This window comes from Neobacillus vireti, assembly GCF_036962345.1.
Classification (GTDB): Bacteria; Bacillota; Bacilli; order Bacillales; family Cytobacillaceae; genus Neobacillus; species Neobacillus vireti_A.
In genome coordinates this window covers 413824-435869 of record NZ_JBALNB010000005.1, presented here as the reverse complement: position 1 = coordinate 435869, position 22046 = coordinate 413824, and the positions used below count along the sequence as shown (strand labels likewise).

Here is a 22046-nt window from a genome sequence, read left to right as displayed (position 1 = left end):
TATGGTTCTACGAGTGAGTACAAGGTTATATAATGAATATAAAGAGGGAAGAGATTCTTCCCTTAACTTGCGATTTTATTTTTGTTTAAAAACTTTTTCAACACATCATTAAATGCTTCTTTGGCCTCAAGCTTAGCAATATGTCCTGTATTTCTGAAAATGATAAATTCAGAGTGTCTAATCTGATTATGCATCCATAGCTGTAACCAAACAGGAGTTACGGAATCGTACTGGCCGCCAATTATTAACGTTGGAACTTTTATCTTGGGGAGTAAACAGAGGTTATTAACCTCAAGACATGCTTTAAGAGATAAAAGATAAAATTTACGGTTTGGCTGATAAAATTTATGGAAGGCCTCAAGGTTACTTTCAGACCAAGAGTATAAGCAAACTCTTGCCGCGATATCTTTTTCCTCTTTTATAGAAAGCTTTTCTATACCGTATTTCTTGAATGTTAGTAAAAAATCACCAAAATGTTTTGGTGCGAAATGAAGAGTGCTTACAAGGATAAGAGACCGGCACATTTCCGGTGCCTGACGATAGATTTCTTGTGCAACCATTCCACCCATTGATAGCCCGCAAATATGAGCACTTTTAATCCCTAACCCCTTTAATAAGTAAATAATATCATGTGCAAAGTTCGAAATGGATATTTCCTCATTTGTAAGATACTCCCCGTGTCCTCGTAAATCCGGGATAATGAGATCATACTGTTCTGCCAATTCAAACTGGTTCGCCCAGCCTTCCTTTATTTCACCGAGACCATGAATAAAAACCAAAGGTTCACCAGCACCCAAACGTAAAAAGGGTATCCCAGAGAATAACTCACCCAAGTTAAACTACCTCCTATGGTTTGTGATAAAAACCTTTTTTTGCCATAATTCGGATAGTATAAACAGGTTTAATGTTTAATTAACCAATTATATAAATATAAAATGCTGATTATAACCAATAGGTGTATATTACATTTATTAGGACAAAAGAAAGGACAATCGACTTTACGATTGTCCTTTCCCAGCTTAACCATCAATTCCGTTGTCATCGCTTCCCTTGTCATCATCATCATTGTCGTGATCATCATCATATCTATCATCGAACTTTACTCTGGTGATTTTTCCTGTTTCAGCATCGACTCGTACGTCCGCTTCGCCCCTGTCTGACTGAATTTCAAATTTGTATTCCAGTCTGCCATGCTCCAATTCCTTTTCAATCTCTGTAATCTTTCCGCTCACTTCATTTGTCGCTATTTTTGCTGCTTCTTCCACTGAGAGTGTTGAAGTGTTTGACGGTTGGGAAGCTGAAGATGGACTGTTGTTGTCATCATCATCGGATTCAATCTTGTAAAATGTTTGACCATGCTCTGTTTCTAGCTCCACTTCCTGACCTGCCTTTAATTCAGGGATGTTTTGTGAATCAAGATTTATGATGGACGTTTTGTCTTCTGCATGAATGGAATCATCTGGACGGTTATCATCATTCTTTGAGGCACCTACTGCAATTGCACCTCCCATAACAAGTAAGCCTGCCAACGCACCAATTAATACTTTTTTTTTCATTATTGTTTCCTCCTTTTTATTAGTAACCTTCCTATAATTACAGTATATCCAGCTAAAATGAGAGAAAAAGGATAGAAACATTAGAAATTGATGAGAAATGCTTGGTTACTACTCACTTCCTAGTCGTCGTCGTCTTTGTCATTATTGTCACTGTCATGATCATCCCAGGTAACAGATAGCACCTCTCCAGTTATGGCATGAATTTGGACTGTAGCTTCACGGTCATCCTTTGTTTCGATTTTAACAAAGTAATAGGTTCGGTCGCCCTCTGTTTCTAACCAAATATCATCCACTTCGCCTAGAACTTGTTTACTGGCAACCTGAACAGCCTCAGGCTCTGTCAATCGTTTGGGCGGTTGATTGACTGCAGTTGATGTGGAGGAGAGGATGGTACCTGAAATGGCATCTACGATTATGGTAGTCTGTTTATCGGCCTCATTCACAATTGCCTTAAATGTTGTTTCCTGATTCGTAACGATTTTTTCTAAGGATACTAGCGAGCCATTTGCTGCTGTAAGAACGATCTTTTTTATTTCTTCCTCCGTTAACTCCACTTCAGTAGGAGGAGCAGGGGGCGTTGCCTTCCCTGTAGATCCGATTTCTGCAAAAGATAAAACTTTCCCACTTTCAGCATCTAACTTGATGACATAAAGACGATTCTGTTTTTCTAATTCTATATGGTATTGTTGACTGGTTAACTTTATTAATGAAACTTTGCCCTGATAGCGTTCTTGAACAAGCTTCTGAGCCTCTTGTTCCGATAACATGTCGGCAGAGGGATTGAGTTTTCCAAACTGCTGCCAACCGATAAATACAATAATTAGGAGTAGGGAGCATATTGCTGCCCAAAACCTAGAGATTTTTTTCATACGTATTCACCACCTTTTTTACATTTATTTTCTTACATGAAAATTAGAAAAAGATGAGAAATCAATTAGATTTTCATTTTCTTTTTGTAAAAAAGTGTGGCTGTTGTTCCAACACCTAATTTACTTTCAAGATGTATGCTAATGCCAATGGCATTAGCAATTTCCTTTGCAAGCGATAGCCCAAGACCTGATCCACCTTGTTTTCTGCTCCTGGCCTTATCTACCCTATAGAAACGATCAAACACCTTTGGCAGTTCATCTTCTTGAATGCCAATTCCACAATCTATAATTTTGATAAAAAACTCTTCCTTCTCTATTCCTGCGGTAACCACTATTTCTTCATCACTATATTTTCTTGCATTATCTAAAAAAATAAAAAGCAGCTGCTTAAGCTTTTTTTCGTCAGTATGAATGATAATGGGGGGATCAATTTCCTCTACCCATTTAATCTCTCGGTTGTAAGCATTCTTGAATGCATTAACACTTTGGGTAATTAGTTCGTGAAGATTTAACTGGTTTACTTCGATATTCCATTGTTCCTGATTCCTTGCTATCAATAACAGCTGTTCGGTCATTTCCTTCATTCGAATTGCCTCGGAATGAATGGCTTCAATCGACTCTGCAAATAGTTGCGGTTCTTTTAAGCCTCGTCTTTTTAACAAGCTGGCATAGCTTTCAATAATCGTTAATGGCGTTTTAAGCTCATGAGAGGCATTTGAAGCAAATTGCTGTTGTTTTTCAAAGTTAACTTCCAATAACTCAATCATATGGTTAAAGGTTTCGCCCATTTGAAAAAGTTCGTCTTTGGACTTACCTTCAAGCTTAATGGTTTTAAAACGACCGCTTTGTCTTATTTCTGTCATCGTTCTAATCATAGATGTGACTGGCTTTGTAATGAGATTACTAAGAAACCGGCTCGATATTAATACAGGAATCAGCGCCAGGAGTGTTACCATAAATAAAACTATACGAAGGATGGATAAATTGTCGGTTGCAGTGTCCATACTTTTGGTTATCTGTAGATTCGCAATACTCCCGTCCTGCAAAATAATTGGCATTGATTCAAACGTATATTGAAGGCCTTGATATTTAATCGTTTTGCTTACTTCACTGTTAAAAAACTCTGCTTTGCGTTTACTTAAATTTTGCTCTCCAGGGCTAGTCACTGCAGGCAAACTTTTATTATCTGCAGTCACGATTTGAATCATCCCATTGACTGGAACGTAAGAACGTAAGAGGGCACCCTCGGGAATTGAACCAAGGGACAGACCGATATTTTCGGAGATTTTTTTGATTTCCTTATTTGCAGTACTAATTTCACTATCAATAATTAATTTGTTAAATGAATAATACACAGTAATATTGATGAGGAGAAGCAACAGTGCGAACAAGAATGCAGTGTACAGATTGATTTTATTCCTTAGTTTCATTTGACATCCTTCAAAACATAACCCACACCTCGAACTGTATGTATCAATGCTGGTAATTGTGGGATGTCTATTTTTTTTCTAACATAGCGAATATAAACATCGACTACATTCGTGTCACCGAAAAAGTCATAACCCCATACTGCTTCTAAGATTTGGTCTCTACTCAACACTTGCCGTTTATTCATCATCAGATAAACAAGTAAATCAAATTCTCTTGGAGTTAATTCAATGTGTTCTCCAGCTCTTATGACTTCTCTTGATTTTTGATTTATGGTTAAATCAGCAAAACGCAGTAGATCTTCGTTATCTTGCTCGGGTTGCTCCACTTGCTTAATTCTTAAGGCAGCACGAATCCTTGCCAGCAGTTCTTCAATTTGAAAGGGTTTTGTAATATAGTCGTTAGCCCCGAGATCCAGACCTGAAACTTTGTCTTCAACCGAGCTTTTTGCCGTTAATAGGATGACAGGCGTAAGCACATCATTGTTTCGAATACGCCTGAGAAGTTCAATCCCGCTCAATCCCGGCAGCATGACATCTAATAAAATTAAATCCCAGCTTCCAGTACGATATGCCTCCAGAGCCTCGAGTCCATCAATTACTTTTGTAACGGAATAACCTTCGTATTCAAGCTCCAGTTCTAATACTCTTGCAATCTTTTCTTCATCTTCTACGACTAGAATCGTCCCTTTATTTAAAGACATTTGGATTCTCCTCCATTATTTATTCCTACAACCCTATTCGTCATGATTGTGATAAAAACCTTTAGAAAATATGGTCCATACTTTAAATACAAGTTTATCAAAAAAAAATTAACTTTGCGTGAACGAAAACCTATTATGAATCGTTATAAATATGGATAGAGGTAAGGGGGAGAAATCTTGAAGAATATAATTGAAGTCGATAGCGTAAGCAAACAGTTTAATAATCGTGAAATATTAAAAGGTGTTTCTTTTACCATTAAGGAAGGCAGTATTAATGGGCTGCTTGGTCCAAATGGAGCAGGAAAAACAACGATTATTCGTTTGTTAAATGGAGTAATAGAGGCTACCAGCGGCAAGATGAGCGTGCTGAATTTTAATCCAAAACAACATGGTGATGAAATTAGAAAAAGAGCAGGTATTGTTACGGAAAGTGCAAGCCTCTATCATGATATGAGTGCATGGGACAATCTGGTCTTTTTCTCTAAAATATATGGAAAATACGATTCAAATAGAATTACTTATTTACTGGAGCAGTTTGATATGCTGTCATTTAAGGACCAACACGTTGGTAGTTTTTCAACAGGAATGAAAAAAAGGATCTCACTTGCAAAAGCTTTATTGCATAATCCACAGCTTCTATTTCTAGATGAACCCACAAATGGTTTAGATCCGGAAGGAATTAATGAAGTCATCCATTATTTACGAAAAGTAAATCAAGAAGAAGGGGTAACCATTCTGATTTGCTCGCATGTGCTCCACCAGCTTGAAAACATTTGTGATTCATATTTATTTCTAAAGGAAGGCAGGATCGTAGAAAAAGGTACAAAGAAGGAATTGGAGGATAGGTACTTAAAAGAAATTAGATTTCTAGTGGAGACGGACCTTAGGCCTGCTAGTCAAACTTACATGGGGTATCCGTACAGTAGAAAGGGGCAGATCCAATTGGAGTTTATCCTTGATTCAAAGGATCAGATCACTCCTTTATTAGCCAACATTCTTAAGGAAACATGGGTTCATAATTGTGAAATTACCAATAGAAGTCTCGAGGCTCTTTATTTTAATATTAAGGGGGAGAAAGACTTTGAATAAAGCTACAGTCTTAACCATTGCGCGGAAAGATATGAAAGCAACCTTTTCATCCAAAAAGGTTTGGGTTCCAATGATCATCGTTGCCTTATTATTATGTATCGTTGTTCCAGCTGGAATTGCCTATTTCGGGATTCATTTTGATATGGTTGGTACTTCTTCAAAAGATATTGAAAAGCCTATAAATTCTTTTATTGAAAACTTTCCAAGTGGAGATATGAAAAATACACTCATAGCATTGCCGACAATTGGCTATAAGTTTGTTTATTTTTTCTTAACCTTTATGATGATTCCCTTTTTCTTAATGGTAGCGATTATTAATTCAATGGTTACTTCTTCAAATAGTTTTGTAGGAGAAAAGGAAAGAAATACATTAGAGACTTTGTTGTTCGCACCCATATCTATTACCGATTTATTTCTTGGTAAAGTGCTTGCCTCTCTAATTCCAACCTTAGGGATCTCATTTGCTTCATTTATTGTCAGTTTAATTATTGTAAATATAATCACCTATCCATATTTTGAAGTGGTCCTATATGTTAATTCTACTTGGATGATATTAATGTTTTGGGTAATTCCATTATTGGTCATGTTTAATATTATTTTAAATGTATTGATCTCAGCAAAGGTAAAAACGTTTCAAGAGGCCCAGCAATTTGGCGGGCTGCTAGTATTACCAATCGTTGGAATAATCATTTCACAAGCTAGTGGCCTCTTTTTTCTAAGCCCATTCATTTTATTCGTAATAGGAGTAGGTCTCTTAATAGCCAACCTCTTCCTAATAAAACTAGTCACAAAATTCAACAACCGCAACACACTATTCCAAAGCCAAATTCACTAAAACACAAAGAAGTGTCCACCTGGGGTGGACACTGTCTTTTTGTGGTGCCTGTCACTAAAATTGTCACTAAAATTAATGAAACCGATAGCCTGATCCCCATACGGTTTCGATGTATTCTGGGTTTGATGGGTCTTGTTCAATTTTTTCTCTTATTTTGCGGATGTGGACGGTGACGGTTGAGACGTCTCCGTTGCTGTCGTAGCCCCATATTCGCTCGAATAGGTGGTCTTTACTGAAGACTTGGTCTGGGTTCAAGGCTAGAAAGGTGAGTACATCAAACTCTTTTGTAGTTAAGGTGATTTCTTGATTGTTAACAAAGAGTCTTCTGGATGACCTATCAATAAATAATCCACGGATATAGATTCCTTGGTTTTCCGTATTTTGTTTCATTGATAATCGCTCATAACGGGAAATATGTGCTTTCACTCGGGCAACCATTTCATTTGGGCTAAAAGGCTTTACTAAATAATCATCTGCTCCTAGGCCAAGACCTCTAATCTTATCGATTTCTTCTTTCTTAGCGGTCACCATAATAATGGGTACGTCTTTCTGACTTCGAATTTTTTTACAAATTTCAAACCCATCAATGTTTGGGAGCATAACGTCAAGTAAAATTAAATCGTAATCCTGTAACATAGCCTTTTGAAGACCAATATCCCCTGTATGAGCCATTTCTGTCTGGAAGCCGTTGATCTCTAAATAATCCTGTTCTAGCTCCGCAATACTCTTTTCATCTTCAATGATCAAAATCTTCTTCATGATGAGGCCTCCTTTAGACTTTGGTGGGGAAGATGAATGGTAATTTTTGTGCCAATCAGAAGTGTACTTTCTAATTGTATCTCGCCATTATGCTCTTCAATAATCATTCTTGCTATTGAAAGACCTAAACCGCTTCCGCCTGTTAATTTATTTCTTGATTGCTCTGCTCGGTAAAATTGATTAAAGATGAAGGAAATTGACTCATCGGGAATGCCAGGTCCATTATCAGCGATGGAAATCTCTACATTTTCAGCGGTTGAATGGAGAGTTATTTTTAACTCCTTTTTAGCTTTATCCATATACTTCAAGCTATTATTAATAATATTTGCGAGAACTCGTTTCAGTTTTTCCCTATCAGCTAGTACATGGTAAACACCATTTGGTGAAAATTGAAAATTCAAATCTACATTCTGTTTTCTTAAGTCAAAGCTTAATTCTTCGAAATAATCGGTTAAATAATCTTTTATATCGATTACCTCAAAATCAAAAGGTAATTTGCCTAAATCCAGCTTCGAAAATAAGAATAATTCATCGATCAGATGATCCATATCCACTGCTTTTGTATAAATGGTTTGAATATAGCGTGCCCGCTTTTCAGGTGTATCTGCGACTCCATCACGGATACCTTCTATATATCCTTTTATAGAGGTTATTGGCGTCTTTAAATCATGGGAAATATGTGCAATTAATTCCTTACGATTATCTTCATATTGTTTTTGAATCTTATGAGACTCTTTTAATTGAATCCGCATCTCTTCAAATGATTGTGTTAATTGCCCAATCTCATCATTTCTAGTTGCCCGAATAGAATGCTCAAGATTTCCGTTCTTTATAAACTGAGCCGCTTTTTTTAATTGGTTAATGGGCTTGATAATACTCTTGGAAACAAAATAAGCCAATAGTCCATTTGTTGCAATTAAAATCAATAAACAGATTCCGAATAGAATAGGAAAAAAGGTTCTTACAAACTTATTCCAAGGGCTGGCATCTCTCATTAAAAAGAGTGAAACCTCGCTGCCGTCTTGTAGGAAGAAATCATGCTGTTTGATGGAAAACGTCTGATCACCAATTTTTTCTAAGTTGCGAAAGCTTCTTTCTGTACCAAACTCCGGCAGCTTTTTCGTATCCACGTTTTCAAGGTCGGAAGTTGAATAGTATATCTCATTGTTTTTTCGAATCAATAAACCTGAATCAATGGCAATTAGATCCTGTTTTTTGGATTGTAAATACTCTTGACTCATCAATTCATCCGGATTAACTGCTGATTTTTTCTTAAGACCAAGGAAGAGCACGGTATCCGTTTGCTTTGTTTGATGGTAATTGTGACTTTCAGGTAAAAAATTGGTCATTTCTCTGATGTCACCGAGAAAAACAATCATCAATAGTAAAGATGTAAGTATAAACAAGAAGATAGGAACCGTGATCATCGCAATATTTGATAAGATCAGGCGAAGTTTGATAGACATTGGATTAACATCCTTTAGTTATGCTTCTTTTCTATTAAACATATAATAGCCTAATGAAAAAAACAATCCGAAGGAAGAGCACAAATAGGTGACAGTTTGTAAAATCCATTGAATAGATACATTACTATGCCACTGCATATACCAATCCAAATAAGTTGAAGGCAGGAGATACATGGTTGCAGGGAATATATAAGGAATAAATATCATCATCAAATACATAAAAATCATACTAGAAATAGCGAGAACACTAGATTTGAAAAAAAGTGCCAACAGGATAGCAAATATAGAGATTAAAATGATGGGAAACCATGATACGAAAAAGGCTCCAAAACTTGTTGGAATCATCGTGTACTCAAAGGTCTTATCAATAACAGCGCTGCTAATGATTACTGCCAACCATTCAATTAAAAGAATAACCAAGCTTAAAATACTAATGGCTATTATTTTTGAAAGGTAAAGTTCCATTCTACTGATAGGCCTTACTTGTAATAAAGTACCAGACTCTCCTTCACCTGTGAACATATCTGTTACAGCAATAAAAATAAATAAAGGCATAAGAATGGTCAAGAATAGATCTAACAATGTAAAGTTAATGTTTTCCGCTGGTAAAGCCATCCAATCAGTAATAAATAAATAATTTACCAGGAGCTTAGTAAGAATGGGTATGAGCAAAGCAGATAAAAAAACAAATTTGGTTATCTTTTTTGCCAGCAGCTTTTCTATTTCATTAAGACTATTTGCTTTGATTGTGTTCATCCTACTAAGCCCCCCACCTTTTTGATGTAGACATCTTCCAACGGCTCGCTGCCTTCCTCATAAAATGAGACCTGACCCTGTATGAGAAAACAAAAACGATCACATAATTTTTCTAATTCAGAAATATGGTGACTGGAAATCACAAAGGTTACTCCGGAAGTGCTTGATATCTCCTGGATGGTTTTTCTCAACATCAGCAAAGCGTCAATGTCCAAACCGTTTGTTGGTTCATCTAAAATAATCAAACGCGGCTTGGAAATGAGTGCTGAGGCTATCCCAAAGCGTTGTTTCATTCCCATTGAAAAGGAAGATATTTTCTCATTTTTATAGGGCGTTAACCCTGTTATGTTTAAGACTTCCTTAATATCAGAAGGGGATACACCGGAATAGAAGCGGGATATCATTTTGAGATTTTTATAAGGTGTCATATTTTCATAGGCGGCGGCCGGTCCAATTAATGCTCCTACAGGGCGTATCGCCTCTTTGTAATAATTAAGAAGGTCAACCCCAAATAACTCGACTTTCCCACTATCCAGGGAACTTAGACCGGTAATACATTTTAATAATGTTGTTTTCCCAGCTCCATTTGGACCGAGTATCCCCATTATTTCTCCTTGATTAATAATTAAATTAATATTTTGTATTCCTCTGCCATTAGGGTATTGTTTTGTCATTCCGGTAATAACCACTGCTTTTTCCAAACTAGTCACCTTCTATTCATAACCTTTATTTTTTACCGTGATTAAATTCAATTACCATATCTTCAGGAATCTCAACAGGAGCTACAGTTGTTTGGTTATAGTCCGTAACCTTCAAGTCTATCGTTAAAACTAATTCATGGCCCGTACCTGTTTTATCTTTACCAGTCACAACGGCTTTGACAGTCTGTTCTTCAATATAATTTTCCTTGTTCACCTGTGCAGTTAATTTAATTTTTTTAATGGTTATGTCATGATCCAGCTCTGGTACTTTTGCTTTAATGTGAAAGTCTGAGCTTTCAGTTGCGCTATTGTCCTGAATCATGACTGCATGTTTAATGATCAAAGTACTTAATGCATTTGCGGTCAAAGGGACTTCCTTCCCAGTTAAATCGAGCTCAATGAATTGGTTGCCATTTTGTTTTTCTAATACCGTAATTTGCTGTTGAAGATTTTTGGTCATGACATCAATCAGATTTTCAAAATCATCTTTTAGTTCGGCAGTTTTACTGTGATGCGGACGAGAAGAGGTGTCCATTTTATAAACTGTATCAAATCCGTCTTTCATCACAAACCAATTCCCATCCTGCTTATACAGGTTCATCGTGCTAACTTCAGTTTCATTGGATAAACGAGTGGAGATGGAGCTTACTTGATTTTCTGAATCAGAATTGAAAACAGACTCTGATGATAGTAGCGACTTGTTGTTGTCTTCCATTTTAAAGTGAACATTCATAGTCACACTATCAGCTGTGTGAGTTTTCTTTAATGCCTCCTTGTAAAGGTCGTAACCAGATGTATTTGCCGAAATTGAATAGACACTGCCTAACATTAGCGTTCCACTTATCCCGATTGCTGCAAAAAGCTTCTTATTCATTTTCTTTGCCCCCATTCATGATTTTGATACAAGTCTAGTCTACTGTGAAGTTATAAAAGCAATCTAAAGAAACTATTAAATTTTTCTTAAATTAACGGGGAAGAAAATTTTTAAATTAAAATAAATAAAATATTTGAATTTTTAGAAAATTACATGTATAATAAAAAAAAGCTCAAGGAGTTGATTTCCATGGAAAAGAGATTATTAAATTCACCACAACACACAGATGAAAACAACGATTCTGCACTTGCTGAAATGTTTTTAAACCACGCCTTGATTGAATTTAGAAGAGAAGTGCTCCGTAAGGAAATCGACATCTCCTTACAAGAAAGAAATAAGCAAGCTTTCCTCCAGTTAACAGAGGAATTAAAGAAAATCTCATAGAATGTTACTTAACAGACATTATTCTCATATTGGAAGCCCTTTTCTCATTTGAAAGGGCTTCTTTTGTTGTTCATTTATTCTTTTGTTTATTGTTATTCATTAGATAAAAGGCAATTGGCTGTTCAGAACCAGTCATCAATTTATAAACATAAGAAGAGGTCATTTTATAGCCCTCATCAATTTTTTCAGCCAAATAATTTGTTCGCTCAAAAAGGATTGAGCGAATATGATTGATTTGCCGGAAAATTTTTTCGGTCAATGCCTCTTGTTGATCCAATCGAGTTAATACCTCTGTCTGAAACGCTTCATGTTTACTAATTTTTTCCGATAATTGTATTTGTAGCTGTTCTTGTGTTTTTAAAAGATCAATAATTACTTCTTCATATTCTTTATGTCTTAGGTTACTTGTTCTAAGCTCATTTAATTGGCTTGTAATCTTATCCAAATGACCGGCTTGTACGACCTCTTGGTTAAGAAACTGATGCTTCATATCTTGGATAGCATTAATAAGTGAAACATTCGCCTGCTGTTGTTCGTCTATTAGTTCTGTAAGATAATCCCTTCTCAGCAGCTTTTGATTTGGTTCGGTTATTTTTCGGTTGTTTTTAAATACAGCAGGATGTTTTCCTTTATTGATATATAATCCCATTTATTACACCCCTAATCATTAGTGAATGTATTATTTTATGCTTGAAATGTTAAAAATGGGAAATTTTTATCAAAAAACAGGAAAAATGTGTTTCTATGAGGAATTATATTTAGTAAATTATAATATATGAGCATTAAGAGTAATCACATTTAAGATAAGTCTGAGGTCTTAGTGGAAGATAATTCTCAAGATTGTTTATAACGGGAGTTCTACGCTGTATGATATAAATAGAAACGATACTATTGATCTATTTTAAGTGGGCGAATGAGAAAATAATCAAGGGATGATGCGAAATAAATCCCTTCCTATAGATAAATGAAGGGGGAATATAGGATGAGGAAGATTTACGTACTTCTTACTGATACTGGGACAGTCTTAACAAAAATTATAAAACTATATACTAAGAAGCCGCATAATCATGCTTCCATTGCACTAGATGATCAACTTTGGGATGTTTATAGCTTTGGAAGAAAAAGACCACGGAACCCTTTCCTAGCCGGCTTTGTAAGGGAGAATATCCGTGGCGGAATATTTCGGAATGCTGATTGTGCTATTTACTGCTGTACTATATCAGAGAAACAGTATGATAAGATTTGTCAAAAGATTGATGAAATTGAAAAAAATAAAGGGGAATATCGCTACAATCTATTAGGTCTTTTTGCTGTTCTGTTCAATTTAGAGTTAGATCGGAAAAATGCATTCTTTTGCTCACATTTTGTTGCTGCTCTTCTTGAGGAATCCGGAGTAAAGATCAATAAACAAAAGCCGCTTTCGCTTGTTACTCCAGATGACATCAAAGAGTCCTCTTCTTTGGAATTAATGTATGAGGGGAAATTATCAGCTTACTTTGCTGTGACAAATAGGGATATGAACGAGTTAGCTCACTCAAGTTATTATCGCGATTTCAGCACTGATAGGGTAGAAGTAATATAGGTTAAACTAGAGGAGACGTGTTTTTGAAAATACACGTCTCCTCTAATTTTTTTGTCTCTTTTTAGAATTTTATTAAGAATTGAAATTTTGCTAAAATAATTAATGAAATACCATATTTGCATTTAAATATTTGATTGAGGGGATAATCTATGAATCTTACAGCTTCTAAGAAAGTTCAAAAATTAACAGCAAGTATATTTCAGGAGGTAGCTGTTCTTAAACGAAAAGCCCTAAACAGGGGGCTGGATGTTATTGATTTAAGTGTCGGAAGCCCTGATTTACCGCCTCCAGCATTTGTTGTTGAAGAACTTGTAAAATATGCAAGTGACACAGCAAATTACGGATATACCTTGAAAGGAATACCAGAATTTCATGAGGCTGTTTCATTCTTCTATAAGCAGCGTTACGCAGCAGACATCGATTCAGAACATGAAGTTCTCCAATTAATGGGGTCACAGGATGGACTTGCTCATTTAGCAACCGCCATCATTAACCCAGGAGACTATGTATTAGTACCAGACCCTGGTTATCCTATTTATGAGGCTAGTGTTACCATTGCCGGTGGTGTTCTGTTTCCTTTACCCTTATTAGCTGAAAATAACTTCCTGCCGGTTCTTGATGATATACCACTGCCAATTTTGGAAAAGACAAAAATGATGATTCTTAGTTATCCGGGCAATCCTGTACCTGTCTTGGCTGATAGCAGCTTTTTTGAAGAGGTTGTCCATTTTGCTAAACGTCATAATATTTTAGTTGTTCATGATTTTGCCTACTCAGAATTGATTTTCGATAACAATCCGCAGATTAGTTTCATGTCTGTTCCAGGGGCGAAAGAAGTGGGAATAGAATTTAATTCACTATCTAAAACTTTCAATTTAGCAGGCTGTCGGATTGGATATGCTGTTGGTAACGAACAGGCTCTAAATATCCTGGGAATGTTTAAATCACAAATTGACTATGGGGTGTTTTATCCGATTCAGAAAGCAGCCACTGCTGCTCTTACATCAGATTACACACTCCTGCAAGAGCAGGTGAAAGAGTACGAGTTTCGCAGGGATACACTAATGGCTGGCCTAGAAAAAAGCGGCTGGAAGTTATCAAAGTCGCCCGCAACGATGTTTCTATGGGCCAAAATCCCTGCAGGATGGAAATCAAGACAGTTCGCTTTTGAATTAATTAATAACACTGGAGTAGCTGTAATCCCTGGTGATGCATTTGGAAAACAAGGTGAAGGATACGTCCGAATTGCATTAGTACAGCCAGCAGAGAGACTTTCGGAAGCAGCAGAAAGGATTCACAAATTCTTGGCAAAGCCTAAATAAAAAATCCCTCCTTCTATTACCGTACGATTAATCATATAAATCTAAAAAAAGACCTTCGGCCACTTGAAGGTCTTTTACATTTGAAACGAAAGAGGGATAACAGATGCCGAGCGAAAAGCAACAAATAGAATTAGCTATCCCCATAAATGTAATTTGGGACTTCATCAGGGATGAAAATAATTGGGCCCCACTCGTACCCGGTTATATTAAGCATGAGAGAATAAATGATCACTTAATTACCTGGGAATTTAAAAGCGACCTTGGCATAATGAAAAAAAAGGTAAGTTTAGTCATCGATATTAAAGAGTGGAATGAACCAGCCAGGGTAAGCTTTGAATTAAAGCGTACCAATGAAAAATATATTGGAGAAGGTTATTTTGAAGCCCAAGCGATTAATAAGAATAAAACTTTACTGATTGGATTTCTTGAAATTAATGCAAGTGGTCCATTAGGTTCATTGGCAAATTCGCTCTTTAAAAACGCGGTGCCCAAATCAACAGAAGAAGTGACAGCGGCCATCTCATCAAAGCTTGAAGAATTTAGCCAAAGATAAAGATTAAAACAGGCAAATCCGGGGTAAATTCTGGATTGCTTTTTTTAATAATTAAAAAAACTTTTAACAAATGACTAAAAATTATGTTATATTAATAAAAATAAAAATTTAATTATTAACTAGTACAGGGAAGGTGAAAGCATGAATACAGAATTAAAGGTAAACGACAGCAGTCTTCCACTTCGCCGCGATGTTAAATTACTTGGTCAAATACTTGGTGAAATCCTTGTCAGTCATGGTGGGACTGAACTATTAGATAAGGTTGAAAAAATCCGTCTGATGAGCAAAACACTTAGAATCCATTTCGATCAGGAAATTTATTCTCAATTAAAGCATGAGATTGCTGATCTCAGCAGCCCAATGAGAATGCAGGTAATCCGAGCATTTTCTATGTATTTTCATTTGATAAACATTGCCGAACAAAATCATCGCATTCGAAGAAGACGCCAATACCAGCTAGAAGTCGATACTAATCAGCCAGATTCCATCGAGAGTGCATTTCAATCTCTAAAGGAAAACCAGATCAGTGAGAATATGATTCAAGATGTTATAAATAAATTGTCACTTGAATTAGTCATTACAGCGCATCCTACAGAGGCATCGAAGCGATCCATTTTAGAAATACAACAACGTATTGCAGCGGTATTAAAAAAGCTTGATCATCCTTTGTTAACAGTAAGTGAACGCAGGAAGCTAGAAGAAAGTTTGTTTAATGAAGTTACGATTCTATGGCAGACAGATGAACTGCGTCATAATAAGCCGACTGTATTAGATGAAGTGCGGAACGGGCTGTACTACTTTGATCAAACGCTATTTGAAGTTCTTCCGGAAATTCACCGTGAAGTAGAAGATTGTTTGGAAAAGAATTATCCTGACAATGAATGGGATGTCCCTAATTTTCTAAGGTTTGGATCGTGGATTGGCGGCGACCGGGATGGCAATCCAAACGTTACTCCTGAGATCACTTGGGAGACCTTACGCAAGCAGCGAAAGCTGGTCATAAAAAAATATAAAAATGTCCTTATCGATCTTATGAAACGCTACAGTCATTCCACAACTAGAGTAGAAGTTAGTCAAGAAATAATCCACAACTTAGAGGAAGAAGAGGACAAGTTCTTACCAGAGGATAGGAAATGGCCAGTTAAAACAGAAGTTTATCGACGTAAATTTGCTATTATTATTGAACGATTAAAAGAAGTGGGTAAATCTGATTTAGGCTATCGTAAATCCGAAGAATTGTTAGAAGATTTATACGTAATCAAAAGAAGTTTAAAAAATCATCATCCTGCAGACCATGAATTAAAAACCATTCAAAAGTTGATTCGTCAGGTACAGCTTTTCGGCTTTCATTTGGCTACACTCGATATACGAAATCATAGCGGGGAGCATGAGGCAGCGATGACAGAAATCCTGCGTAAAGTAGGTATCGCGGAAGATTATGCTCAGCTTTCTGAAGAAGAAAAGATGAGTATATTGGAAGGTATTTTAAAGGACCCACGACCGCTTCTTTTATTAAATGAAGATTATTCGCAAGAAACACAGCAAATGATTCAGGTGTTTCAGATGATTCGAAATGCACAAAAGGAATTCGGTTTGCGCTCCATTTCCGTTTATCTAGTCAGTATGACAAAATCTCCAAGTGACCTACTTGAAGTTCTTGTATTGGCTAAAGAGGCAGGAATTTATCGACTACATGCGGATGGAACGCTTGAAAGCCAATTAAATGTGGCTCCGCTGCTTGAAACGATTGATGATTTAACAGCAGGACCTAAAATCATGGAAACTTTATTCCAAATGCCAGTCTATCGTAACCATTTGAAAGTAATGAACGACCAACAAGAAATCATGCTTGGTTATTCAGATGGAAGTAAAGACGGTGGTACGTTGACAGCTAACTGGAAGTTGTATAAAGCGCAGCTTGAAATTCATGAGATGGCAAGCAAATATCAAATAGGTTTGAAGTTTTTCCATGGACGCGGCGGTTCACTTGGACGCGGCGGCGGCCCTTTAAACAAAAGTCTCCTTTCGCAGCCAGCAGAAACCATAGGAGATGGAGTGAAAATTACCGAACAGGGTGAAGTACTTTCTTCCCGATATTTGCTTGAAGACATCGCTTATCGAAGCTTGGAACAAGCCACTTCGACACTTATACTGGCAACAGCCCGTGTATCCAAAGAGGCAGAGCCTGGAAACTTGAGGGATGAATTATGGGAGTCGGTTATTGAAGAGATTTCCAGTGCTGCCCAAAAGAAATATCATTCACTTGTATTTGAAGATCCAGGCTTCCTAACTTATTTCAATGAAGCAACTCCATTAAGAGAAATCGGTGATTTAAACATTGGTTCAAGACCAATGAGCCGAAAGAATCGTGGTCGTTTTGAAGATTTACGAGCGATTCCATGGGTATTTGCATGGACACAAAGCAGACAGCTCCTGCCTGGATGGTATGCAGCAGGGACTGGATTAGAAAGCTTTGCTTCAAAAAGTGAACAAAATTTACAGCAATTAAAGCAAATGTATGAAAAATGGCCATTCTTCCGGTCAACGATTGATAATCTCCAAATGGCTTTAATGAAAGCTGATATCACAACAGCGAAAGAATACTTATCACTTGTAGAAGATCAGCAAATTGCTGAGAGGATTTTTTCGAACATCCTTGAAGAATATGAGAGAACGAAAGAAATTCTTCTGAAAATTACAGGTGATAAAGAATTGTTAGATCACACACCTAACATTAAGGACTCAGTCTATCGTCGAAATCCTTATGTGGATCCATTAAATTTCTTACAGGTTGAATTAATTAAGCATTTACGAACACAGGACGAGCCATCTGAAGAATTATTAACTGAAGTACTTCTCACGATTAGTGGAATTTCAGCAGGATTACGTAATACAGGTTGATATTGAAAACCGCACCCCTTCAGGGAGGTGCGGTTTTTTATTTTGTTAGAAGTTCAGTTTTGAACAATTTATGAATTTTTGAAGAATGAATGAACATTCATTCGTTTTTGGCAGGATTCGACAAAATCCTTGGTGTTCATCATGATATATTTTAGCCAGATATGATTAATAGATGCAAAAACATTCCTGCTTGAGAGGATTGATTTGGAGGGATTTGAATATGGCAATTGAAGAAAAAGCAGTAAAGGAAAAACAAAATGTTGCAGCCATGATTGATACTTTGGCTAAAAATGGTGCAAGGGCATTAGCTGAATTCCGCTGCTACAATCAGGAAATGGTAGACGAAATTGTCAAGCAGATCGCCTATACTGCCCTGGATCACCACAAAGACTTGGCAAAACTAGCAGTAGAAGAAACCAGAAGAGGTGTATATGAAGATAAGGTATTCAAAAATATGTTTGCAACTGAGTTTATTTATAACAATATTAGAGATTTAAAGACAGTTGGTTTTATTCGAGAAAACGAGCATGAGGGTATGGTTGAAATGGCTGAACCAGTAGGTGTAATCGCTGGTATTATACCAATTACTAATCCAACGTCAACTGTCATCTTTAAATCATTGATTTCGTTGAAAACTAGGAATCCAATCATCTTTGCCTTTCCAAAATATGCCCAAAAATGCTGTGTCGCTGCCGCAAAACTTCTTAAGGAAGCTGCGTTAAAAGCAGGGGCGCCAGAAAATTGTATCCAGTGGATTGATATACCCTCTCATGAAGCTTTTCAGACTTTGATGAAGCATCCCAAGATTTCACTCATCCTAGCTACAGGGGGACCTAATTTAGTAAAAGCAGCTTATAGCTCAGGAAAGCCTGCACTTGGAGTTGGAGCAGGGAATGTCCCTTGTTACATCGAGAAGAGCGCAAATATTAAGCGTGCTGTCAACGACATTATTCTATCAAAGACATTCGATAATGGCATGATTTGTGCCTCAGAACAAGCCCTAATTATTGACGACGAGGTATATAACGAAGTAAAAAGGGAATTAATCGAAAATAATTGTTACTTCTTAAATAATGAAGAGAAACAATTGATTGAGAAGGCGGCAATCGATAAAAATAGTGCTTCGTTAAATCCGATGATCGTCGGATTACCTGCATTTATGATTGCAAAAATGGCTGGAGTCAATATTCCTGTAAACACCAAAATATTAATTGCTGAATTAAAAGGGGTAGGACCTAAATTTCCGCTTTCATGTGAAAAATTAAGCCCAATTCTTGCATGCTATAAGGTAAATAGTTTAGCCGAAGGGCTGCTGATTGCTGAAGAAACACTAGAGTATGGCGGGCTTGGACACTCTGCTGCTATTCATACAACTGACCAAAATGTGATTGACACTTTTTCCGCTCGAATGAAAGCCGGGAGAATAATTGTTAATACACCATCGACCCAAGGAGCCATTGGAGATATCTATAACACATCTTTACCATCCTTAACTATAGGGTGCGGAACATATGGAGGGAACTCAGTGTCTCAGAATGTAGGTGTGGCTAATTTGATAAACATTAAGAAAATTGCAAAGAGGAGAAATATGACACAATGGTTTAAGGTACCATCACAAATCTTTTTTGAAAGAAACTCGGTACAAGTATTGGCTACCATACCTAGAATTTCAAAAGTGTTTATTGTAACAAGCCGAAGTCAAATGAAGAATGGCTCCGTTGAAAAAGTACTTTATCAATTGGAGAAGAACCCTGAAAATATTAAGTATGAAGTGTTGTATGATCTTGAACCTGAACCAGACATGATAACGGTTATGAGTGGTGCGGAGAGAATGAGGAAGTTTGCTCCAGACTGTCTTATTGCATTAGGAGGAGGCTCAGTAATGGATGCAGCAAAAGCGATGTGGCTTTTCTATGAACATCCAGCAGCTGATTTCAATAGCTTGAAGCAAAAATTTTTCGATCCGAGTAAAAGAGTCGTTAAATTCCCTAAACTTAGAGAAAAGGCAATTTTTATTGCGATTCCGACAACATCAGGGACAGGTTCTGAGGTTACTTCCTTCTCAGTGATTTCAGATAGAAGTTCAAATATTAAATATCCGCTGGCTGACTTTCAACTAACACCAGATTTTGCTATCGTGGATCCACAGTTTGTTAACACTGTTCCTAAGCATGTTACAGCAGATACGGGAATGGATGTTTTAACACATGCAATTGAGGCGTATGTATCAGTACTTGCGAATGATTTTACCGATGGGCTTGCATTAAAAGCAATCCAGTTAGTATTTGAATACTTACCAAAGGCGTACAAGGATGGCGATGATTTAGCCCGTGAAAAAATGCACAATGCCTCAACCATAGCTGGTATGGCTTTTGCTAATTCATTCTTAGGTATTAACCATAGCCTCGCACACGCACTAGGTGCAGAGTATACAATTGCACATGGTAGAGCAAATGCTGTATTGTTGCCGCACGTAATTCGTTATAATGCAGCAAATCCGAATAAATTCATGACCTACCCTAAATATGAATACTTTATTGCTGATCAACGATATGCCGAGATTGCAAAAATGTTAGGACTGGCTGCGGAGACAACTGAAGAAGGAGTAAACAGTTTAATAGAAGCCGTATATAGGTTAATGAAGGAATTAGAATTACCATTGTCCATTGAAGAAATGGATATAAATAAGACTGAGTTTGAAGGAAAGATAAATATCCTAGCTGAACATGCTTTTGATGATCAGGATACCATTGCAAATCCAAAACAACCACTTGTTTCTGAACTTGTAAATATCTACCGTCAGGCGTATAAAGGATTCGAAGCAGATAAGTAGGAGGAAAATGAAATGACTGATAAAAAGAAATCCAAGGTTCAGGAGCCTGTCCATGAGGAGGCGCTGCATTCAACTGAACAAACTAAAAAGACAGGAGAGCAAGACTCCATTTCAACTTTGGACATTCTCTGGGAGCATGCGTTTCGTGAGTTAGATCAATGGGCAAAGCGTGCAGATTTTCGAGATGATGTATTAGTGAAAGAAGCGATGTATTTTGCTGATGGCATAAAGAGAAACCAGGAAAATATTATATCTGTTAAAGAACGGTTTAATAATGAAATAGCAAAGTGGGAAAGAACAGCCAGAGAAGAATTTTTGATGTCTACTACTGCACTGCAACACTTATTTCCAAAAAGGTCTTATGAAGAGGTAAACCAGCAGATTGATCAAATTAAATCCCGAACTTCATCCATCCTTGGTTCGTCTCTACAAATTGTCACAAATAATCAAATGATGGATCAATATCTCCAAATGATAGATAAATATATTGCATTTCGAAAAAAAGGAAGAAAACAGTATATTGAATCAATAAAACAAGCTGCCACTGTTATCTCCGCTAATCAAAAAAGATTTGTTGATTTTTTTAGCGGGCAAATCAAAGGATTGATGTTTCCATTAAATAATTTCATGGAAACGGTAGAAGAAGAGGATATAAAATCATAAGAGTGAGGATGATAAAGAATGTCCAAAGAAAAGATGAATAATCCCTTTGAAGGCATTAAACAAATTAGTGACATGTGGGAAAAACAAATTAATAGTCTGCTATATATGGCAGCAGATAACAATGAATTCGTGCGCTTAGCCACTGCTGGCTTGGGTTTTCATTCACGCTCTATTGAACTATTAAAGAAAAACCAAGAGCTTTTGGCTGGATTAATGAACATTCCAACAAAAAAAGATGTTGCAAATGTAGCAAATCTATCGATACAAGCTGAAGGGAAAATGGATAGTTTAGAAGAACAAATTTGGAACGTACAGGAGACTCTTGGTGGAATAAATAAGGGAAATCTAGAGTTGTTTCAAGAAATGGGTAAAATGGTAAAGCATATGCAGGGAGAGTTTCAAAAAACGATACATGAAGTTACTGAAATAAGTAAAATAAAAGATGACCTTCAGGAAATTAGAAAAGACCTCGTGGACATTAAGATTATCCAAGTAAACCTTCGAGATATCAGGGAGGAGCTTGAGGAAATAAATGAAACGCAGAAGGAACTAGCCGAAATGTATAGACAGAACGGCAACAAAACCACTCATTCTGAAATTGAAGAAGTTAAGTTAGGACTTGGCCAATTAACTGAAATTAAAGATGACTTGGCTTTATTAAAGGGACTTATGGCAAAAGAAAGTCCAAAAAGCAAGGAAAAAGAAAAAGAGCTAACTGCAACAATATAATCAGAGAGGAGAAAACGGTTTTATAAAAAGGGATATAAGCGGG

Annotated in this window: 21 protein-coding genes; 10 read left to right on the top strand and 11 right to left on the bottom strand. The window is 36.7% G+C overall.

All coding sequences use genetic code 11. The features are described from left to right. Window positions 1-62: 62 nt before the first annotated feature. The 5 genes from V7108_RS06010 to V7108_RS05990 all read right to left on the bottom strand — a co-directional run bounded on the left by V7108_RS06010 (window position 63) and on the right by V7108_RS05990 (window position 4556). Window positions 63-833, bottom strand: coding sequence for an alpha/beta fold hydrolase (locus V7108_RS06010; protein WP_335515102.1), 771 nt, complete (start codon window positions 831-833; stop codon window positions 63-65). A 186-nt stretch (window positions 834-1019) separates the two neighbouring features. After that, window positions 1020-1556 (bottom strand): PepSY domain-containing protein, encoded by a 537-nt coding sequence (locus V7108_RS06005; protein WP_335515105.1) that lies wholly within the window; start codon window positions 1554-1556, stop codon window positions 1020-1022. Window positions 1557-1675: 119 nt separating this feature from the next. Beyond that, window positions 1676-2425, bottom strand: coding sequence for a PepSY domain-containing protein (locus V7108_RS06000; RefSeq protein ID WP_335567553.1), 750 nt, complete (start codon window positions 2423-2425; stop codon window positions 1676-1678). A gap of 65 nt (window positions 2426-2490) precedes the next feature. Continuing rightward, window positions 2491-3855 (bottom strand): sensor histidine kinase, encoded by a 1365-nt coding sequence (locus V7108_RS05995; protein ID WP_335567552.1) that lies wholly within the window; start codon window positions 3853-3855, stop codon window positions 2491-2493. Next, window positions 3852-4556, bottom strand: a complete 705-nt coding sequence (locus V7108_RS05990; protein ID WP_335515113.1) for a response regulator transcription factor — start codon at window positions 4554-4556, stop codon at window positions 3852-3854. The genes V7108_RS05995 and V7108_RS05990 overlap by 4 nt, the downstream gene beginning before the upstream one ends. Before the next feature lie 177 nt (window positions 4557-4733). Between V7108_RS05990 and V7108_RS05985 the strand changes: the two genes are divergently transcribed. Together V7108_RS05985 and V7108_RS05980 are read left to right on the top strand one after the other, a co-directional pair. Then, complete coding sequence (locus V7108_RS05985) at window positions 4734-5645, top strand: ABC transporter ATP-binding protein (protein ID WP_335567551.1); 912 nt, start codon at window positions 4734-4736, stop codon at window positions 5643-5645. Further along, window positions 5638-6480, top strand: a complete 843-nt coding sequence (locus V7108_RS05980; RefSeq protein ID WP_335516975.1) for an ABC transporter permease subunit — start codon at window positions 5638-5640, stop codon at window positions 6478-6480. The genes V7108_RS05985 and V7108_RS05980 overlap by 8 nt, the downstream gene beginning before the upstream one ends. Window positions 6481-6552: 72 nt before the next feature. On the opposite strand, the gene V7108_RS05975 is transcribed toward V7108_RS05980, so the two are convergent. Genes V7108_RS05975 through V7108_RS05955 form a run of 5 tightly spaced genes read right to left on the bottom strand, consistent with a single transcriptional unit; the run spans window position 6553 to window position 11036 of the window. Further along, the gene (locus V7108_RS05975; protein ID WP_335516972.1) at window positions 6553-7239 is read right to left on the bottom strand and encodes a response regulator transcription factor; all 687 of its coding nucleotides are present in this window, start codon (window positions 7237-7239) and stop codon (window positions 6553-6555) included. After that, window positions 7236-8705, bottom strand: coding sequence for a sensor histidine kinase (locus tag V7108_RS05970; RefSeq protein WP_335516969.1), 1470 nt, complete (start codon window positions 8703-8705; stop codon window positions 7236-7238). The genes V7108_RS05975 and V7108_RS05970 overlap by 4 nt, the downstream gene beginning before the upstream one ends. Before the next feature lie 18 nt (window positions 8706-8723). Next, the gene (locus tag V7108_RS05965) at window positions 8724-9461 is read right to left on the bottom strand and encodes an ABC transporter permease (protein ID WP_335567550.1); all 738 of its coding nucleotides are present in this window, start codon (window positions 9459-9461) and stop codon (window positions 8724-8726) included. Then, window positions 9458-10162: an ABC transporter ATP-binding protein gene (locus tag V7108_RS05960; protein WP_335516963.1), complete on the bottom strand. Its 705-nt coding sequence runs from the start codon at window positions 10160-10162 to the stop codon at window positions 9458-9460. Before V7108_RS05960 ends, V7108_RS05965 begins: the two co-directional genes overlap by 4 nt. A gap of 25 nt (window positions 10163-10187) precedes the next feature. Then, window positions 10188-11036, bottom strand: a complete 849-nt coding sequence (locus V7108_RS05955; protein WP_335567549.1) for a hypothetical protein — start codon at window positions 11034-11036, stop codon at window positions 10188-10190. A gap of 189 nt (window positions 11037-11225) precedes the next feature. Here V7108_RS05955 and V7108_RS05950 point away from each other — a divergent pair, with 189 nt between their 5' ends. Further along, a complete protein-coding gene (locus V7108_RS05950; RefSeq protein WP_335567548.1) occupies window positions 11226-11420 on the top strand; it encodes an IDEAL domain-containing protein in 195 nt (64 codons plus the stop codon). A 70-nt stretch (window positions 11421-11490) separates the two neighbouring features. On the opposite strand, the gene V7108_RS05945 is transcribed toward V7108_RS05950, so the two are convergent. Continuing rightward, window positions 11491-12069 (bottom strand): hypothetical protein, encoded by a 579-nt coding sequence (locus V7108_RS05945; RefSeq protein WP_335567547.1) that lies wholly within the window; start codon window positions 12067-12069, stop codon window positions 11491-11493. A 333-nt stretch (window positions 12070-12402) separates the two neighbouring features. On the opposite strand from V7108_RS05945, the gene V7108_RS05940 reads away from it, so the two are divergent. From V7108_RS05940 to V7108_RS05910, 7 genes are all read left to right on the top strand, one after another. Beyond that, a complete protein-coding gene (locus V7108_RS05940; RefSeq protein ID WP_335517836.1) occupies window positions 12403-13002 on the top strand; it encodes a hypothetical protein in 600 nt (199 codons plus the stop codon). Window positions 13003-13151: 149 nt separating this feature from the next. Further along, window positions 13152-14324 carry an LL-diaminopimelate aminotransferase gene (locus tag V7108_RS05935; protein WP_335567546.1) on the top strand — a complete coding sequence of 391 codons (1173 nt, stop codon included), beginning with the start codon at window positions 13152-13154 and terminating at the stop codon, window positions 14322-14324. Window positions 14325-14427: 103 nt separating this feature from the next. After that, window positions 14428-14877, top strand: coding sequence for a CoxG family protein (locus V7108_RS05930; RefSeq protein WP_335517840.1), 450 nt, complete (start codon window positions 14428-14430; stop codon window positions 14875-14877). 141 nt (window positions 14878-15018) lie between these two features. Further along, a complete protein-coding gene (gene ppc, locus V7108_RS05925; RefSeq protein WP_335567545.1) occupies window positions 15019-17778 on the top strand; it encodes a phosphoenolpyruvate carboxylase in 2760 nt (919 codons plus the stop codon). 220 nt (window positions 17779-17998) lie between these two features. Then, window positions 17999-20611 carry a bifunctional acetaldehyde-CoA/alcohol dehydrogenase gene (adhE, locus tag V7108_RS05920; protein WP_335567544.1) on the top strand — a complete coding sequence of 871 codons (2613 nt, stop codon included), beginning with the start codon at window positions 17999-18001 and terminating at the stop codon, window positions 20609-20611. Between the two features lie 12 nt (window positions 20612-20623). Beyond that, window positions 20624-21274, top strand: coding sequence for a hypothetical protein (locus V7108_RS05915; RefSeq protein WP_335567543.1), 651 nt, complete (start codon window positions 20624-20626; stop codon window positions 21272-21274). A gap of 18 nt (window positions 21275-21292) precedes the next feature. Then, window positions 21293-22003 carry a hypothetical protein gene (locus V7108_RS05910; protein ID WP_335567542.1) on the top strand — a complete coding sequence of 237 codons (711 nt, stop codon included), beginning with the start codon at window positions 21293-21295 and terminating at the stop codon, window positions 22001-22003. Window positions 22004-22046 lie beyond the last annotated feature (43 nt).

Coding starts and splice junctions, on each gene's coding strand:
- V7108_RS05940 (WP_335517836.1), top strand. CDS start 12,403: ATGAGGAAGATTTACGTACTTCTTACTGATACTGGGACAGTCTTAACA.
- V7108_RS06005 (WP_335515105.1), bottom strand. CDS start 1,556: ATGAAAAAAAAAGTATTAATTGGTGCGTTGGCAGGCTTACTTGTTATG.
- V7108_RS05970 (WP_335516969.1), bottom strand. CDS start 8,705: ATGTCTATCAAACTTCGCCTGATCTTATCAAATATTGCGATGATCACG.
- V7108_RS05975 (WP_335516972.1), bottom strand. CDS start 7,239: ATGAAGAAGATTTTGATCATTGAAGATGAAAAGAGTATTGCGGAGCTA.
- V7108_RS05965 (WP_335567550.1), bottom strand. CDS start 9,461: ATGAACACAATCAAAGCAAATAGTCTTAATGAAATAGAAAAGCTGCTG.
- V7108_RS05910 (WP_335567542.1), top strand. CDS start 21,293: ATGTCCAAAGAAAAGATGAATAATCCCTTTGAAGGCATTAAACAAATT.
- V7108_RS05955 (WP_335567549.1), bottom strand. CDS start 11,036: ATGAATAAGAAGCTTTTTGCAGCAATCGGGATAAGTGGAACGCTAATG.
- V7108_RS05930 (WP_335517840.1), top strand. CDS start 14,428: ATGCCGAGCGAAAAGCAACAAATAGAATTAGCTATCCCCATAAATGTA.
- ppc (WP_335567545.1), top strand. CDS start 15,019: ATGAATACAGAATTAAAGGTAAACGACAGCAGTCTTCCACTTCGCCGC.
- adhE (WP_335567544.1), top strand. CDS start 17,999: ATGGCAATTGAAGAAAAAGCAGTAAAGGAAAAACAAAATGTTGCAGCC.
- V7108_RS05935 (WP_335567546.1), top strand. CDS start 13,152: ATGAATCTTACAGCTTCTAAGAAAGTTCAAAAATTAACAGCAAGTATA.
- V7108_RS05995 (WP_335567552.1), bottom strand. CDS start 3,855: ATGAAACTAAGGAATAAAATCAATCTGTACACTGCATTCTTGTTCGCA.
- V7108_RS06000 (WP_335567553.1), bottom strand. CDS start 2,425: ATGAAAAAAATCTCTAGGTTTTGGGCAGCAATATGCTCCCTACTCCTA.
- V7108_RS05990 (WP_335515113.1), bottom strand. CDS start 4,556: ATGTCTTTAAATAAAGGGACGATTCTAGTCGTAGAAGATGAAGAAAAG.
- V7108_RS05915 (WP_335567543.1), top strand. CDS start 20,624: ATGACTGATAAAAAGAAATCCAAGGTTCAGGAGCCTGTCCATGAGGAG.
- V7108_RS05945 (WP_335567547.1), bottom strand. CDS start 12,069: ATGGGATTATATATCAATAAAGGAAAACATCCTGCTGTATTTAAAAAC.
- V7108_RS05950 (WP_335567548.1), top strand. CDS start 11,226: ATGGAAAAGAGATTATTAAATTCACCACAACACACAGATGAAAACAAC.